This is a genomic window from Kitasatospora sp. GP30 (genome assembly GCF_029892145.1).
In the GTDB taxonomy this organism is placed as follows: Bacteria; Actinomycetota; Actinomycetes; order Streptomycetales; family Streptomycetaceae; genus Kitasatospora; species Kitasatospora acidiphila.
The window spans coordinates 456568-473976 of record NZ_JARZAH010000001.1 but is presented as its reverse complement, the minus strand read 5'-3'; the positions used below and the strand labels follow the sequence as shown (position 1 = coordinate 473976).

At 66.0% G+C, this 17409-nt stretch carries 12 protein-coding genes; 4 read left to right on the top strand and 8 right to left on the bottom strand.

Features of this window, described 5'->3' with window-relative positions:
- The first annotated feature begins 508 nt into the window (after positions 1–508).
- The 4 genes from P3T35_RS02200 (at position 509) to P3T35_RS02185 (ending at position 7176) form a co-directional block, all read left to right on the top strand.
- Entirely contained in the window at positions 509–1603 is a 1095-nt protein-coding gene (locus P3T35_RS02200) for a cysteine desulfurase family protein (protein ID WP_280703981.1), read from the top strand.
- 61 nt (positions 1604–1664) lie between these two features.
- Positions 1665–2771: a DUF4007 family protein gene (locus tag P3T35_RS02195; protein ID WP_101381118.1), complete on the top strand. Its 1107-nt coding sequence runs from the start codon at positions 1665–1667 to the stop codon at positions 2769–2771.
- Positions 2768–6337: a hypothetical protein gene (locus P3T35_RS02190; RefSeq protein WP_101381117.1), complete on the top strand. Its 3570-nt coding sequence runs from the start codon at positions 2768–2770 to the stop codon at positions 6335–6337. Before P3T35_RS02195 ends, P3T35_RS02190 begins: the two co-directional genes overlap by 4 nt.
- A 2-nt stretch (positions 6338–6339) precedes the next feature.
- Positions 6340–7176: a phosphoadenosine phosphosulfate reductase family protein gene (locus P3T35_RS02185; RefSeq protein ID WP_101381116.1), complete on the top strand. Its 837-nt coding sequence runs from the start codon at positions 6340–6342 to the stop codon at positions 7174–7176.
- A gap of 76 nt (positions 7177–7252) precedes the next feature.
- On the opposite strand, the gene P3T35_RS02180 is transcribed toward P3T35_RS02185, so the two are convergent.
- The 8 genes from P3T35_RS02180 to P3T35_RS02145 all read right to left on the bottom strand — a co-directional run bounded on the left by P3T35_RS02180 (position 7253) and on the right by P3T35_RS02145 (position 17361).
- Positions 7253–9571, bottom strand: a complete 2319-nt coding sequence (locus P3T35_RS02180) for a DUF262 domain-containing HNH endonuclease family protein (protein WP_101381115.1) — start codon at positions 9569–9571, stop codon at positions 7253–7255.
- 184 nt (positions 9572–9755) lie between these two features.
- Entirely contained in the window at positions 9756–11249 is a 1494-nt protein-coding gene (locus tag P3T35_RS02175) for a gamma-glutamyltransferase (RefSeq protein WP_280703980.1), read from the bottom strand.
- 73 nt (positions 11250–11322) lie between these two features.
- Positions 11323–11574, bottom strand: a complete 252-nt coding sequence (locus tag P3T35_RS02170) for a hypothetical protein (protein WP_101381113.1) — start codon at positions 11572–11574, stop codon at positions 11323–11325.
- A gap of 11 nt (positions 11575–11585) precedes the next feature.
- Positions 11586–12620 (bottom strand): DnaB-like helicase N-terminal domain-containing protein, encoded by a 1035-nt coding sequence (locus P3T35_RS02165; RefSeq protein WP_101381112.1) that lies wholly within the window; start codon positions 12618–12620, stop codon positions 11586–11588.
- Positions 12617–13450, bottom strand: a complete 834-nt coding sequence (locus P3T35_RS02160) for a hypothetical protein (protein ID WP_101381111.1) — start codon at positions 13448–13450, stop codon at positions 12617–12619. The genes P3T35_RS02165 and P3T35_RS02160 overlap by 4 nt, the downstream gene beginning before the upstream one ends.
- Positions 13447–14079: a DnaB-like helicase N-terminal domain-containing protein gene (locus P3T35_RS02155; RefSeq protein WP_180356505.1), complete on the bottom strand. Its 633-nt coding sequence runs from the start codon at positions 14077–14079 to the stop codon at positions 13447–13449. The genes P3T35_RS02160 and P3T35_RS02155 overlap by 4 nt, the downstream gene beginning before the upstream one ends.
- Positions 14080–14228: 149 nt before the next feature.
- On the bottom strand, positions 14229–16040 hold the full coding sequence (locus tag P3T35_RS02150) for a TraM recognition domain-containing protein (RefSeq protein ID WP_101381109.1): 1812 nt from the start codon (positions 16038–16040) through the stop codon (positions 14229–14231).
- A gap of 1 nt (position 16041) precedes the next feature.
- On the bottom strand, positions 16042–17361 hold the full coding sequence (locus P3T35_RS02145) for a type VI secretion protein (protein ID WP_280703979.1): 1320 nt from the start codon (positions 17359–17361) through the stop codon (positions 16042–16044).
- Positions 17362–17409 lie beyond the last annotated feature (48 nt).

Here is a 17409-nt window from a genome sequence, read left to right as displayed (position 1 = left end):
CAGTGTGCATCCCCGCGACTGGCAACCTGGAACCCCTCGACCCTGACCACGTGCGCTCACGCCTGAGTCACGTTGCGTGGACTGTGCGCAACGTGTGATCAAACCCTAGCCCTCCGCACTGACACGCGAAGGGCACTCTCGGATATTGACGATCAACATAAAGCTCGCATGTGACGAAGCCACTCAAAAGACCTGAACTCCCATGTTTTGCAACGCGGTTGCCCAGTGGAAATCAGCCAACGACCATGGGAACATCTGTTCCCATGGTCGAGCTAGGTCTACCGCTCGAGACTGCAGGACCCCGCGCCATCGTCACGCGAGCCCCGCCGCGCGGCTAGGATCTCGGTGTACTACTGGTGGAAGCTGTCGAGGCCGACGCGAGCTTCCACCAGCCGAAGATTGACGTCCATAACCGAGCAGAGTGGGGCGAACTATGGCAGGGCGGTCACCCGACCCCGGTCTGGCATACCTCGACTACAACGCCACGACCCCGACACGCCCCGAGGCATTGGAGGCCGCCCTCGATGCGATGCGCACGGTCGGTAACGCCTCGAGCACGCATGGCCCCGGACGTGACGCCGCTCACCGCGTTGATCTGGCGCGCCGTCAGATATCTGACCTGCTGAACTGCTCCCCTGGCGAGATCGTCTTCACCTCTGGCGCGACCGAGGCCAACAACCTCGCACTGCGCGCAGCATTCAGTGATGGTGGAACGCTGGTGACTAGCCCGCTTGAGCATCCCGCGGTGCTGGAAACAGCCAAGGCATTGACCGCCGGCTCGCCTGCCTCTCTGGTCCTACTTTCGGTGGACGAGGACGGCCTGGTGGATCTGGACGGGCTGCATCTGGCTCTGGCGACCGGGTCGGTTTCGATCGTCTCGCTGATGGCCGCGAACAATGAGACCGGTGTGCTGACCGATCTGGGCCCTATCGCGAAGGCGGCGCACGAGGCTGGAGCCCTTGTCCACACCGACGCGACGCAAATGGTCGGGCGGCTGCCGATTGACCTTGAGGCAACTGACATTGACCTGCTGTCACTATCAGCGCACAAGTTCGGCGGGCCTCAAGGCGTGGGGGCCCTGTTCGTACGACGAGGTGCGCCGTTTCCGTACCGTCCACTGATCTTCGGTGGCGGTCAGGAGCGCGGTTGGCGGGCCGGCACACTTAACGTTCCTGGCATCTCCGCTGCAGGCGCAGCTGCGGAAGCTGCCCGCCTAGGTCTTGCCAACGAGATTGGGCGCATCGAGCAGCTACGTAACGCGCTCGAGGCCACGCTCGTTGAGCAGGTAGTCGATTGTCGGGTCAACGGTGCGATCGGGCAGCGGCTTCCGGGCGTGACCAGCATCACCTTCCGCGGTGCGCCAGCGGATGCGGTGCTCGCCGCGATGCCGGATGTCGCTGCCTCTGAGGGCAGCGCGTGCTCGTCCGGCGCCCCCACGCCCAGCCACGTGCTCCTTGCGATGGGACGCAGCAGGGAAGAGGCCGACGCCACGGTGCGGTTCTCCCTTGGGTACGCCACCACCACGGCCGACATCGAGCGGGCGGCTGCCCGCACCATCCAGGCCGTACGGCATGTGCGGTCCGCCATGGCAGCACCGAGCTGAACCACAAGAAACAACATCCGTAGATCATCGAAGCCCAGCACCGACTCGGAGAGAACCTCGCATGTCAGACAGCCGGCTCGCGGAAGCCGCCCACTCGTCCTTCGCGCGCCATGAGACCTTTGCGCCGCGCTTCGGGTGGCTGCATAAGGCGTACATGCAGGTGAAGGAGAACCCGGAGACGTTCCTTGCCGAAGATGCCCCGGTGCTTCTCGGTGTCGGCAAGAACATGGTGTACTCCATGCGCTACTGGTCGCGGGCCTTCAAGCTGACCCGAGAGACCTACGGCGAGGAGGCCAGCTCTCGGGCCATGCTGTCCTACCCGACGTGGGAGGCGCGGTGGCTGCTGGATGAAGACGGCGCGGACCCCTACCTCGAAGAGACCGGCAGTCTCTGGCTGCTGCATTGGTGGCTGTTGTGCTCGCGGCCGGGTGCCAAGAGCTGGGCGCCCGCGTGGTACGTCGCCTTTCATCTCACACCCTTCGCCCGCTTTACTGCCCAGGATCTGACGCAGCTGATCGTGCGGTATGTGAACCTCTCCTTCCCTGAGGGACCGGTCGAAGCGTCGATCGCGAAGGATGTCACCTGCATTACCCAGATGTACGGCCCCGCCAAGCGATCCAGCGGTAACTCGCCGGGATCATTCGAGGACCTGCTCGCCGGGCCGTTCCGGGAGCTGGGCCTCCTCGACCAGGTCCAGAGTGGAGGCCAGCAGCGCAAGGCCGAGTGGGAATTCACCAGCGGCGCGCGCACTTCCTTGCCCCCCCGGATTCTGGCTTACGCCTGCCTTGACTATGCGGCTCGGTCCACGCGCACCACAGGCTCTATCTCCCTGGCGCGCCTTGCGAACGAGCCCGGCTCCCCCGGGCGCGCGTTCCGCGTCCGTGAACCAGACATCGCCGCGGCTCTGGAGAAGGTTGTCGGTTCGCGCCCTGGCCTTCAGATCGTGGAGGCGGTTGGCCAGCGCAGCCTGGCGTTCGCCACCGACCCCTTCGAGCTGGCTTGGGATGTCCTCGACGAGCAGTACGACGGTGTCCGCAACCGGCCAGGCTTCCCTACCAGGGACGAGTGGTCACAGAAGTACCCGAAGCTCGCCGAGGCTGAGAAGCGCGAGCTCAAGCAGCAGGACTTCGTCGAGCCGCAGCTCGCCCTGACCGAGGAGAACGAGTGACCACCGCGACCCCCACGCGGCCGCGCGGCGACCGCAAGAGCCCTGCCACGCCCCAGTTCCCGAAGGGCATCGCCCTGGTCGGCTCGCAGATGCGCTCTACCCATCTGGAGCGCGACGTCCAGGGCGCGTTGCACGCGCCCTATGTCGGGGCGCGGGCTGTTGACGTACTCGACCGGGTCACCAGTGCTCTTGGTGACCTCCAGCGCACGCGTTCGTGGTCCTTCACCGGCCCGTATGGCTCGGGCAAGTCCACTCTTGCCAACTTGATCGATGCTCTCCTCGGGCACGATGCCGAGCGCCGGGCCGAGGCAGAGTCGGTCCTGGGCGAGACGAGCACCAGCCTCGTACAGCGCCTCTCGTCGCACCGTGATGAGCTCGCGCCAAACGGGTTCCTTGGAGCGGTCGCTACCGCACGCCGTGAACCGCTAGTGGCCACCCTCTCGCGGGCCCTGACCACCGCGGTTAAGCGTCGTTGGAAGAGCCGGCCGCCGAAGGCAGTCGCGACAGTCCTGGCCGCGTGTGCCGATCCGGCCACCGCCACACCCAAGGACATCCTGGACAGCGTGGCTGCGCTCTGTGCGCAGCAGCCGATCCTGCTAGTCATCGACGAGTTCGGCAAGACGCTCGAACATCTGGTCCGCAACAGCGAGTTTGCCAGCGCCCGGGACGACCTATTCCTACTGCAGGAGCTTGCCGAGCGCAGCGCCGGCCAGCAGGGCTTCCCGCTGTTCATGATGACCCTTCAGCACATGTCGTTCATGGACTACGCCGCGCGCTCGACCGATCTGCAGACCCGCGAGTGGGCCAAGATCCAGGGCCGATTCGAAGACGTCACCTTCGCTCCGAACCTCAGCGATGCCGTCCAGCTGATGCGTCGCCAGCTGGAGCACTCGGGTGTCTCCAGCTCGGGCCTGAAGCTGGTCGAGGCGCAGGCTCAGGCTGCTGAGGTCGCCTGGAACGAGCACGGGCTGAACGTCGTGGTGGACCTCAAGGCGCAGGACTTCACTGACCTCTACCCGCTGCACCCGCTTACCGCGATCGCCGCCCCGTTCCTCGCAGCACAGATCGGGCAACACGATCGGAGTCTGTCGGGCTTCCTCAACAACGACGAGCCGAACACGGTACGACGCTCGCTCGAGTTGCACTCCTCCGAGAAGCCTCGGCGGGCCAGCACGATCCAACTTCCGCAGCTCTATGACTTCTTCCTCGAGTCCGGGCGCACCTCGCTGCTTGCCTCTAGTAATGCGAGCCGCTGGATCGAGATCGAATCACGGGTCAGCGAAGCCAACGGCCTCTCCACCTCGGACCAGACGGTGCTGCGCACCGTCGGTATGTTGAACCTGATCGACTCGGACGGCGCCCTGCGCGCCTCCGCCGCTATGGTCTACTTCGCGCTGCACGAGCCGTCCGACGCAGCCGACGCGAAGGCATTTGCAGCCCTCGAAGGTCAACTGCAGGATCTGGTGACCCGGGGCTTCCTCGTTCACCGCCACTTCAACGGCGAGTACCGAGTATGGCGCGGGACAGACGTCGACATCGATGGGCGCGTCAAGGAGATCACAGATCACCTGGACCGGCACTCCGTCGTCCACAAACTCGGTGAGCATCTTCCCAATGCCGTGGCTGCTGGTCGACACAGCCAGGTCACCGGAATGCTTCGCCTCTTCTCCACCAGCGTCACAGGCCCTGAGACCGGGCACATCAAGGGCCCTGATGCGCTGACAGACCATGCGAACGGTCTGATTGTCTTCCATCTGGGCACCCTCGCGGACCGCCCGGTGGTGGACTCCTCCGTACCCGTTGTCCTCGGCGTGACGGAGGACCCGGCTGAGGTTCTGCGCGCTGCGACCTACTTCGTGGCCCTCCAGGAGCTGCTCTTGGACAAGAGCCTCGACTCCGTGGCTCAGCGCGAGGTCAAGGAGCGCGCCACCGAAGCCAAGGGGGAACTGCTGGAGCTGCTCAACGCGGCGTTCTACCCCCCGACCCCGCAGGTCACCTGGCGGCTGTGGTGCTCGGGGATCTCGACCGGGGACGGCGATGGCGAAGTTATCGAGGGCCGTAGCCTCAGCGCGCTGGCCTCGATCGCCTGTGATCGGGTGTTCTCGGCATCCCCGCGCATTCGCAACGAGATGCTCGGCCGGCATGAACTGACTAGCCAAGGTGCGAAGGCCCGTCGCGAGCTGCTGACCGCCATGCTGCTCCAGTCCGGAAACCGCCACCTGGGCATCAAGGGTTACCCCGCTGAACGTGCCATGTACAGCGGTGCGCTGGAGTACATGGGGCTGCACCGGGAGAACACCGCGAGCCACACCGACGCTGACTCTGACTCACTGCTCCCCTACGGCTTCTCCCGTCCGGGTGCAGATAGTCCGTACACTCATGCCGTCTGGGAGGCGCTGGAGACGGCCCTGACAGGGGCTTCGAACCGCACGGATCTGGACGAGATCTGGCGCACGCTGATGCTGCCGCCCTACGGCGTGAAGTCTGGTGTCGTGCCGCTGCTGGTCGTTACGGCACTCATCGTGCGCAGCCAGGATGTCGCGCTCTTCGAGGAGGGCTCCTACCTTCCTCGGCTCACACCCGACATCGTCGAGCGCATGCTGAAGGCACCCAAGAGGTTCTCAGTGAAGTCCACTCCCCTCGGGGATGGTCTTCGCCAAACCATCGTGAAGAATCTCTCGGTGGCTCTGAAGGTTGAGACGCCTCGCTCGCAGGCGCTGCGCAACCCGGCTCTGCTCGCAGTGACCCGGGCATTGCTGGAGCGGGTGATGGTCCTCACCCCCTATGCCCGTCGGACGCGGCGGATCGGTGACGATGCGATCGCTGTGCGATCCGCGCTGCTCATCGCTCAAGACCCCGACGACCTGCTGTTCCACGCCCTTCCGCGAGCGCTCGGGCTGTCCCCGATCAGTCCTGACGCCCGGAACAGCAGCAGTAGCAACAAGGGCTACGCCCAGCGGTTGGCCGACGCCGCCGATGAGATCTCTGGCGCTGACAAGGCGCTGCGTGCCGAGGTGATCGAGACCGTCAGCCGGGAGTTCCGTCTGCCGGCTTCGCTGCCGGAGCTCCGCCGCGCTCTCGCTGCGCGACTTCGCGGCTTCGCGGACGTCGCGCTGAGCTTGGAGCTCCGCGGCTTCGTCGCCATAGCTCTCAACGAGATGCTGGCCGATGAGGACTGGCTTGACCCGCTGATCGTCCGGCTGTCGAACTCAGCCATCGGCGACTGGTCTGACAAGGACGCGGCTGTTTTCCCGCGCAAGGTCCGCGAGATGGCCGCCGCTCTTGACCGGGTCAGCCATCTCTATCAGCAGCGCGAACAAGCGCCAGCCCAGGATGAAGACCTTGAAGCTCGACTGCTCACCCTGACTGACAAGGACGGCGTCGAACAGCGGACCCTCATCTACGTCCCAGAACAGTCGCGCCAGGAGGCCGAGAGCCTCGCTGTCAGTGTCCTGGAGCAAGCTGAGAAGATGCTCGGCCCTGACGGCGCGCGGATCTTGCTTGCGGCCCTCGCCCAGCGCGTGACCGAGCCTGCTGCCACTACTGCACTCGAGAGGACGGAGTGACCATGAGCGAGACAACCGCCCCAGTAAAGAGGGTCCGGCACGTCCTGGGCCTGTCCGGCGGGAAGGACTCCTCCGCCCTCGCCATCTACATGCGCGACCGCGTGCCGGAGATGGAGTACTTCTTCTGCGACACCGGCGCCGAGCTGCCGGAGACGTACGAGTACCTCAACAAGCTCGAAGCCGCCGTTGGCAAGCCCATCACGCGGTTGAATACTGACCGGGACTTCGACCACTGGCTCGAGGTCTACCAGGGCACGCTGCCAAGCCCCCAGATGCGCTGGTGCACCAAGAACTTGAAGATCAAGCCGCTTGAGGAGTGGGTCGGCGACGACGAGGTCATCTCCTACGTGGCTATCCGCGCCGACGAGAACCGGCTCGGATACGTGAGCACCAAGCCCAACATCACCGCGGTCTTCCCGTTCCGTGAGGACGGCATCGACCGCGAGGGCGTCGGCCGCATCCTCGACGAGGCCGGCACCGGTCTGCCCGGCTACTACGAGTGGCGCACCCGATCCGGCTGCTACTTCTGCTTCTTCCAGCGCAAGCACGAGTGGGTCGGGCTCAAGGACCGCCACCCCGAACTCTTCGACAAGGCTGTGGCCTACGAAGAGAAGGTCCGACACCAGGACACCGCCATGCAGGGCCGCGACTACACCTGGTCCCAGGGTGAGTCCCTGCATCAGCTGATAGCACGTCGGGAAGAGATCCAGGCCAAACACGAGGTCAACCTCGAGCGAGCCGCCAAGCGAATCAAGCCCAACCGGCCGCTGCTCGAGGTCCTGTCGGACGCGCTCGACGCAGATGACGACGAGGCCGGCTGCTCCGTCTGTCACCTGTAGCCGGATCTACCTCTAGCTGCACCCAGCGGGCTCGGCGGCCAAAGCGCCGAGCCCGCTCGCATGAACCCTCCGATACTTATGCCTCGAGACCCAGCCAAGGCGCGAGTGAGCCCCAGGCCAACGTGCTCAGTCGCTGCGAGCGGATCTGGACGAAGTCCGCAGTCCACTCCTCCTGCCGCTCCGCCAACGCCGCAACCATCGGAAGATGCCGCGCCTTGAGGACAATGTCCTCGGCCCCACGCCCCAGCCTCAGCCCCTGCGACTCGGCGTCAGCGAGCAGCTTCTCTGCCTCCTCAACCGTAGCGGCCGAGAGGGCAGAGAACATGATCTTCTTGAGGCTCCAAGATCGGTTGCTCACAGACGAATTCTCAACCGTCGGCAGGAGGGTGAGGTTCCCGAGCCTGTTGATCGTCTCCGGGTCTTCATACAGCGAGGAACTCCAAGAGCCGTTTCCCTGAGGGGTCTGCGGCGCGACATGCTCGATAGTCGCGTATGCCGTATCGTCCCAACGGTCAAGGTCGAGCGTCTCCAGGAGCCCACTCTTCCCGCGCACCACAAGGCCAGGAGCGGAACTGTCCGGCGCCGAGTTCCTCGACGCAGCAAGCAGAAGGAGCCTGGTGAGCGGCTTGGAAGCGGTGTACACCGGAGTGTTGGACGCACGTGCGACCCACTGCTCCTTGACTACGATGCCCTGTTCGCGAAGCCTCTCCTGCAGATATTCCTGGAGCACGTCGATCGAGGGCACGTCCGTCAACTCGGCCGCGAATCGGCCAAAGCGCACGTCAGTGCTCTCGGATTTATAGTCCTTCATCAGAGATCGATATACCGCATCGATACCGGACGTACTCCCAAATGCTCCCCGCCAGAGCGCATAGAAGGCGCCACAGGATCGCGCAGCGAGCAGGAAGTCCCGGCCAGTTGACTCAACGTGCTCGGGAGCAGCCAGCCGGTGCGCAGCGAAATACCGCGCCAGGAGAGCCACTACGATATCGTGCCCGCCATCACGCAACGCCGAGAGGGACAGGCCAGCCTGCTTGGCTAGTTCCTCATCATGCAGCGCCGGCAACTTTGGCGGGTTCGCCCAGGGCCCCTCATAGAAGCGGACAATCTGAGCGAGCCCAGCCAGCACCTTGCGCTGGGCGGCAAGATCGCCGTCCTTGTCGTACACGCCACGCAGGTAGCGGCGTTGATCGTTGAGTCGCTTTGTCAGCTTCGTTCCATCCTGGAACAGCGCAAACGGCAGAAGGATGCTGCTGGTGACCGTCTGCCTCTTATCAGCCGACGAGCTACCCTCGCGATCCAGGTACGCCTCGACTACATCGAAATGCTGCTTCGACTCCGACTTCTCCCAGGAGTTGAGGCCTTCGGCCTGGATCGCGCGCGGCTTGAAGGTCTCGATGGCAGTCAGAGGCTGACCGGTGGTATTCAGAGCCTCGAACATATCGAAGCCGTAGTCTTCGCGCTTGGCAGTAACGACGGCTACGGTAACACGGTGCAGGAGGTAATTTGCGAACACGATGAGTCGTGTAAGTGCCGCGACCTTAAGGTCTTCAGCGAGTCTCGCGACGACCGCTGGCGGGAATTCACTGTTAAACAAGGCCAGCTGAAGATTGGGGGACTCTCCTATCTCGGCCCCGCTCGGGAGGATGATGTCGTCCTCCTTAATGGCGGCACCGCTCACGGCCTTCCGCAGCATGAGCCTCATCTGATCGCGCATACGGTCGAGGTGTCGATACGCCTCGATGTCTACGCCATCCGCCTTTTCGGCATGGATGGACTCGTGCTTGTACGGCTTACCGGCATCCTCACTCCGACCGTATGTTCCATACGAGTTCAGGTAGTACCCGATAGGTGAGCGATATCGTGCTTCGCCCTTGTTCCTGGACCATACGTCATAGTATGAGCGAATCAGGCGCGGGTAGTAGCGGTGCTCGCCGTAACGCATGTCCTCTTCAAAACAGTCCGCAAGGCGTCCCGTTGAGTCCAGAGCCTGGTTGTAGCACCATACGGATTCCGCGTCGTCACGATCGAGCTTCTCAGCCCTTACTCGGATCTCTTCATGGAGGACGGTCGTGAGAAGGAGAAGCGTGGTCATCCTCTGCTGACCATCAATGATGGTCATAACCTTCGAGGGGACCTGAGCCCTAAACATGGGCTCAACCGTCGTATAGTTCATATCCCGGAGAGCGATAACCGTCCCGAGGAAGCAGATCGAATCTTGGAACTCGTCAAGCTGATCGAGACCGTGCGCGACGTCGCTCAGCAGTCTCTTGATCTTTGAGGATTCCCAACTATAGGCCCTCTGGTAAGGCGGAATATAGAGGCCCTGGCCGGTCTCGCTCAAGAACTGAGAAATCGAGAGAGGTGCGGCATCAAAGATCTCGCGAGTTTCCATATTCTCCGCTCATCTACTCACTTGCGCGTTCTCACCCATCCTGACGGGCTATCATCCTCCCACAATCTGACTGGCCGTGAGAGGAGATCCACTCACATCACCTCAGCTGAGGGAGGCTCAGCGCCCCTACCGGAGCGCTACGCTCCGCCCTATGGCAGCGATCGGCCGGTGACCTGCCTTGGATTCAGCGAGAAGCGGAGGAAAGGACGGGGTCCGTCACCCGGATCGCGACGTACGTCTCGGCGGTTGCTCCCTCCAACAGCTGGCCATCGCCCAGCTCGGTCCCGGGCGATCCCCCACCCAGCAGGTCGCTCCAGTCGATGTCGGCCCCGCGCCGGAAGGCCTCGCCGACCACCCGGCGAGTCTCGGTTCGCGCGTCATATTGGCGCTCGCGGAACTCGAGGCGCTGCCGGTGCCTGCGCTGTTGTTGCTCCGCGTCATCGAGTGTCGCCTCGCGCTGGTCCTCAGCTCGAAGGCCCGGCGTTCGTTCAGCGACGCGAGCGTCCTCCCGGTACAACGTGTCGCAGGCCGCGAAAAGCCGTCGGGACATGCCCAGGCGCACGTCGGTCCCAGCGACTCGCCCGGTGATGAAGTCATCCATGCCAGCGGCCCGAAGGAGCTGCTGGGTCTCCCAGTAGTCGGCAGGCCCATGGCTACGCACCCAGCGTCGGGCTTCCACCGTGCTGGGGTCGTCTTCCAAGGGTTTCACAAGCCCCGTGTGTGCACGAGAGCGGCCTGCTCCCATAGGCACGATCCGCAGGCTGGCCGGGTCACCGAAGCGCAGGGCCAGGTAGGTGAGCATCTGCGCGCGGGCCGCTCCGACAAGAGCCTCGTCGTCGTCGCCGAGGTGACCGTCTCCGACGCCGGGTGCACCAGCTGGCCCACCGGCTATGAGGTCGGGTGGGGAGATTGGCGGAAGACCAGGGATGTGTTCGTGATCAACGGTCAGGAAGACGTGATCGCCGTCCTTGTACGATGCGCCACACAGCACCAGCCGGTGTTCGAGACCCTTCATGAGCTTGCTCGCCTCACGAAGCTGTGCCGCTCCTCGACGTAGCGCCTTGAGTGGAACCTCCCCGCCTTTGGCCTCGATGAGCCAGTATCGCGGCCCGGTGGCGTGCACGCCCCAGAGATCAGGGCGCGGCTCGTTCTCGTCGGTGAACCCCTTGAGGTTCTCGGGGCCTCCATCCTCGATGTGCTGGGTGGGACTCAGGCCCATCATGGCGCGGCAGACCCATTCGGCCATGGTCATTCCGAAGCGGTACCCGAAGGCGGCTCGTGCGCTCTTCTCGGTGCCGTGCTCGTAGACCAGGTTGGTCGCCAGGCGACGGCCGGAGTTGTGAGGGTGCGGGCCCGGGAAGTTCTCCAGCGTCAGGTAGGCGTACAGCGGGGCTACGCGAGCCACGAGTTCGGCGCGGGCTAGCTGTGGGGTCTGGACCAGCCACGGGGTTACGTCCCGCCCGACTTCGGTCGCCGCCTTGAGGATCTCCCTCCAGGTCGTGCTGGCCAGGTACCAGCCGTTGTTCTTCGGGAATGCGGCAAGGGTTGGCCATGGCTCCTGCGCTTTGCTCCACTGCCTCCACGGCCGACGTGCCGGTTCATCACGGAAGAGGACAGGGATATCCACGGCGTCGGCGTACGAGATCGGTGAAGCGTCGGCTGCATTCTCGGGGATCATGGACGTCACTCTGCCAGGGCAGCCTGCTGGCCAACTACGCTGGGGCGCTCCGGCCATTCAGCGGTCAGTGTGCTCATCTGCCACTTCGCTGCACGGCTTGATCGGCAAGTCGCATGTTCTCTGCCATCAGGTCCAGGCCAGCAGCAACATCAGGTCTCGTGACCTCGAACCATCCGGACCGGTCGAGCATCCACCAGCTCGACCGGAGGCGAACGAAGTCACGGATCGTCTCGCTGAGGTACCTGGCGGTGCCGTCAGCCAGCGCAGCGTCCATCGTGGCGTGGCTGAGGTCAGCCAGCACACCCGCTTCCGTGGAGTTGGTCATGGTGCTTCCCCTCACGGCCGGATGGTCGGCTGGATCGTGGGGATCTGCTGGACCGGCGGGGGTTGCAGGAGTGGTGCCGGCTCCACCCGGGGAGCCGGGGCACCCGCCCTGATATCCACGTCCACCTTCGACTCGACGCCGGCAGGGCGGGTGGCGACGTCGATCTTGCTGAAGTCTGCCGTGAGCGAAGCTCGGATGTCCTCGGCCAGCAGCTCGCCCGAGATCTCCACCGCGGCGCCGACAACCACAGCCGTAGCGGCGAGTCGAGCGAGGTAGTCGGGACGTTCCTCGACGCTCACCTCGACCTCCACCGTGTAGGTCTGCGGGTCCTGCCGGTAGATCTCCCACTCGACCGTCAACTGCTCAACGGGTTCACCACGTTCTTCGACAACCACGATGGCCTCATAGACCTCCCGCCGCGGGCCCTCATCGAACACCTCGGGGTACAGCCAGCTGCTGACCTCCCGGATCTGCTCCGGGTGTTGGAGAAGGTCGGCCAGCACTGCGTCCTGCTTCTCAAGGCGGACCTCGACCCGGACCGCGTGCTCAGTGGTCTGGGCCGCACGGGGCTCGAACGGCGCGGGGGCCGGCTCATCGAGCCGGGCCACAGGAGTCGCCAGCTCGTTGCGGCGCATGACCGCTGCGACGCGGTCCAGCAACGGGTCCGGGCCGCGCACTCCGGCGCCGACCGCCCGCGCGCGGTCGACGTGGAGGCTGAGGTCCCTACGGACGGCGGCCTCCTGGACCATGCGGGCGTAGGTCGCGATGTTCCCCGATCGGGGCGACGCGTCTGCGAGCTGGCGCAGGTAGTCGGCATCGACGCCACGGATGGCCGCTCGCTCGGCGATCAGCTCGGGTACGCGGTCAGCAGCGATGGCCGGCTCGCTCGTGCGTGACTCGATCAGGGCGGTGAGGAGAGCACGGTGGGTGGGGTGAGCCAGGCGGTCCGGGGTGAGGTAGGCGATGTCGTCCAGGCGCTGGCGGTCGCGTAGTGCCTCGCCGATGACGGCCTGCTCGGCGCGGAGCACGAGATCGGGGTGGGTCATCGGTTCGTCCTCGACTTCGATCCGGTGGTGGCTTCCCTGTAGCGGCGGGCGGCGTCATCAGCGGCGGCCATCCGGGTAGCCGCGTCTTCGAGCCGCTCCAGCAGCTCCTCGTTGACGATGCGCAGCCAGTCACCGCCGATCTCGATGGCCCACCAGGTGTCGGCGAACCTCACGTACTCGGGGATGCCGGGGCTGATCGGCGTGGCGAGGCCGCGGGCCCGGGCGTCGTCCATCTGGGCAGCGGTGAGGCGGTCCGGGCTGCCAGCTTCGGCGGTGTCCGCGTGGGCGGCCAGCAGTCGGCTGGGAATCCCGGTCCAGGGGTCGGCGTCGGTCCATCGCCGTAGAAGTTCAGGGGACTCAGCGGCCCGGAACTCGGGCGCGCGGTGCCCGGTGCGGCAGGCGGTCGCGTAGACGGCGGTCGCGTTGGCGACCACCGTGCGCAGCTCGGCGTGCCAGTAGCGGGCGGCCTGGCCGACCTGCTGCTCGGGGGCAGCTCCGTAGATCTCCTCACGCCAGACCTTGAGCGCCCAAAGTTCCTCGATCAGCCCGGGGTGCTCCGCCCAGCACTGTGGCAGCCTCGACTCCACGGCGAGCTCGTAGCGGTCGTGGAGCCAGGTCACCCAGTCGCAGAGGCCACCCCACGCTGCGATCCGCTCCGGACCGGTCATGGTGTGCCACTCGACCAGCCGGGTGCGAGGGTTCGCTTCGGTGGCGGCCGAGGGGGTGCCGGCGGCTGGGGCGGTGCTGTCGCCGCGTCCGCGTAGGCGTCGGATCCGAGCGTGCGGGCGGTGCTTGACTCGGCCGATCGGTGTGATCGCGGACTCGGTCATATCTGGTCCTGGAGCAGGGCGGGTGGGATCGGGATGGCCTCGGTGAGGTTGTCCGCCCGCGCGGGTGGCTGGTGTCGGAGGTCCGTCTGGCTGGCGTCGGACGCGGCTCGCCAATCGGCCATCACGAGGCTCACGGCGGCTTCGAGTGCTTCGATCGAGGTGCTCGGTGTGAGCATGAGCCGTCGTAGGTAGGCGGCGGTGTCCGTGGTGCTGGCGACCAGCTTCGCGAGGTGAGGAGACAGTTCGTCGGTGCTGTGGCGGACGCGGTCCTTGATGGCAGAGGGGATTACGGGTTCCCCTTCGGTATGCAGCGCCAGCATCGCCTCGTAGATGCCGTAGCGCACGTGGGTGGTGAACGTGTCCACCGGCACCCACCCGCCAAGGTCCGCCAGTTCACGCGGGCGCTGAAGGAGGTAGGCCAGCACCAGGTCCTCGTGGTCAGCCCGCGAAGGCCGCCAGGTGCTCACCGCGAGGAACCGGCCCTCGGTGAGGGTGCGGTGGTGCGCCCAGTCGTCCGTCGGCCACAGCGCCGGGATGGTCTCCTGGTAGCCGGGGCTGAACACGACGACAACCGGGGCGCCGGCGTGGTCCTCGCCTGCGTGGTAGAGCGCACCGTCGATTCCGCGCACCGGACCGCTCCATCGCAGGGTGCAGTCGATCGGGGGCTCGGGTCGACGGAGCAGGCCCTGGTGGTGGCGCCGGTCGAACCGGGATTCCCATCGGCGGTCGGCGTCGGTGAGCGACTCGGGGTGGCGCCCACTCCATGCGGGTCGGGGGGTCACGCGGCGGCCTCGTGGGGATCGAGTTCGCCTGCGCGGTAGCGCCGCGACCACTCGATGCTCTCCTCGTACGCCTTACGGTCCGGGCCTTCGTAGTGACGCTGCATGCGGAGCTTGGTGATGGGTGTCGTGGCGTGGATCACCAGGGCCTCGCGGCGCTCCTCGTCCAGGGTGCGGATCTCGTCCGGGGTAACGGTCTTGCGGTCCTGGAGGGTTGTCTGCATCGTGGTGCCGTGGCTACCACTCTGGTAGGTCGTCAGGGATTCGCGATAGATGCCAGCCAGCTTGGAGAACTCTTCGAGCTCGTCGCCGCCCAGGCCGCCGAGTGCGACCTTGACGGTGGAGCTGCCCCAGAGCATCTCCGCCCCTTCTCTCCCCCACGTCTTCCTGGCCTGAGCCATGTTCTGGAGCACTGCGAGAACATAGATGCCTGACCCACCGGCGAAGGACATCAAATCGGGCAGCGTGGGCAGCGGGGTGACGTTGGCTACCTCGTCCAACAGCATCCCCAGCGGCGGGTCGAGCCGGCCTCCGGGCGAGCGATCGGCGAGGCGCTTGGCGGTGGCCGTGACTTCGGAGACGAAGGCGGCGATCAGCGGGGAGAGAGCGGTGGCCTCCTCCTTGTCCACCAGCAGGTAGATGGTGCCGTTGCTCCGCAGCCAGTCCTCGATGTCGATGCCGTTGCCCGTCTTGGGGACGAAGGTCGCTCGGGCCAGCGGCGAGAACAGCGGGGTGAGAGCGGTCTGGACGGTGGCAAACAGGTTCGCGCGCGTGTCACCCGGGTTCCGGTAGAGGCCGTCGAGCATTTCGGCGACGCCGGGCTCCGCGCGGCGTGACTCGGCGAGCAGCTTGATCGGTTCCTCGATGTGGGCGTTGAAGCCCCAGCGGAGGACGTCCTCCATGCTGCGGCCGGTGATCGCCGCTGCGTGCAGCCAACCGGCCAACAACGAAGTAGCAGTCGCGCCAAAAAAGCCAGCGCCGGAGCTGTCGGTGGTCTCGCTCTTGCCGATCTTGACCATGAGGTCGGCCCGCTGCATCGCCTTGCCGAAGTCCTCGCAGCCGGACGCCGGTGACCACTGCACCTGGTCCGGCCAGTCGACCATGCCGGTCGGCGCCATCGCCAAGGTCGGGCCGAGCCCCCGCCGGATCAGCGCGGTCGCGTCGAGCACGTCGCCGCGGACGCTGGTGACCAGCATCGGCCCGCCCCACGCCTTGATCCACGGGATGATCACCTGGGATGTCTTGCCCTGTCGGGGGGCCGCCAACATCAGCACCGAGTTCTCGACGCAGACCCACAGCAGCATTCCCGCCATGGTCCAGCCGAGCCGCACCGCGACGTCGTCGGCGGTGAACCGGTGGCCCTTCAGGGAGGGCCGCACGATGGTCCCGCGCTTGGTCACCGCCTTGGTCGACAGCGTCTTCGCGAGCTGTGCCGGGGACGCGAACCCCCTCACCGACCGGTTGCGGCGTAGGCGGCGGATCGCGACGCCGGCGGCGGCGCACATCGCGCAGACCACGATGGTCGCGGCGACCGCGAAGCCGACCGGGCCGGGGAGGTTGGTGCGGACTTCCTTGGGCCAAGCCTGCTTGGGGTCGTCCAGGTGGTGGGGGATCTGCTTGGCGACGGCGAAGGCTTCGCCGAACGGGACGCCCGGCCAAGCAGCGTGGGTGATCAGGCCAGCGATCTGGCCGGTGGCCCAGGTGCCCGCGGTGATGGTGACGAACAGGAGGACCAGCAGGACAATGAGGTAGTCCGCTGGGCCGTCCAGCACCGGCCGCCGGGCGACGGTTGCGTTAGAGGCGGAGGCCATCTCACACAGCCATCCGCTCGTTGGTGTAGTACAGCTGGCGCTCGATCGGGCTGAGGATGGTCTGGACCACGTGGCTGGAGGACCTGCCGATCTTCCAGATCGCCCGACCGATCTGCTCACCCGACCAGCTGGCGATGTGCGCGCACTCCGTGTCGGTCAGGCCGATCGCATCGCGGGTCATCGCGAGCGGTGCAGTGTCCTGGCGCAGGCAGATCCGCACGTCGCAGCTGGCGATCAAGTTCCGGGCGATGCTGACCTCTTCGCTGCCCTGAGCGCCGACGGCTTCGAAGTCCGACAACCTGTGGGTGCTGAGCACCTGGATGGTGCCCTGGGCGCGGGAGAGTCGGAGGTCCGAGTCGAGCTTGCGAATCATGGCCGGCACTCGCATCGCTCGCCACAGCTCGTCGCGTACCACCAGCCGCACGGGGCCGCCGGGCTCGTCGATCGCGGCCTGACCCCAACTCGACACGCAGGCAAGGGTCATGGCCACGGTCTCGTCGCCGCGGCCGTCGATCCGGGACAGGTCGACGGTCTGAATGGGCGCCGCGAAGTCGGGTCGGACGGTGGTGCTTCCGTCGAACAGCCCGCTGAGGGAGCCGCGAACCATGTTGCCGAGCGCGTCGGCGGCCGGACGGATCATCTCCCGAAGTTCGGTGACGTCGGCGTGGCGGACACGCAGATCCTCAGCCATCTCGGGCAGGGGGTCCCGCAGTAGGGCCCAGACCTGGGGGATCGTCGGGTCAGTGAGGTAGCTGGCGCCGGTCGCCTGGCCGGAGGCGTGCTTGATGGCCAGGGAGAGAGCAGCTTCCTCCGTGGGCGTCAGGTTCCTGCCCAGACGCATGACCAGCAAGGAGGAGAGCAAGGTGATCCGGCGACGGTGGACTTCGTCCAGGCGCTCGCGCAGTTCCTCGGGGTCGGTGGGCAGGTTACTGCCGAGCGGTCCGGCGTCCAGCGGGTTGAGCCGATTGCGGAGCCCGGGTCCGAGCTCGACGGGCTCGACGCCGAACGCTCTGGCCAGCCCGGCGTACTCGTTCTTGATGTCTCCGAGGATGAACGCCCGAACGCCGTAGGCGGCCAGGCGGGTCACCAGGGCCTTTGTGGTCGCGCTCTTGCCCGTGCCCGGAACGCCGGTGATCAGCAGGTTCGGGTTGGTGATCAGCCCACGGTGCAGCCACTCGATCGGATGGCAGGAGAAGGCGCCGCCCGCCAGGCAGTCCACGCCGATGTAGGCGCCGGCCGGAGGCATGGAGGCCCCGTACAGCCAGGGATACAGCCCCTGGACCTGGCCGGTGCTGCCTCGGAACACGGGGGCGTTCGGCATCCGGGGCGCACGCCCGGCGTACGGGCGGGCGTAACCGCGTCGGGGTGC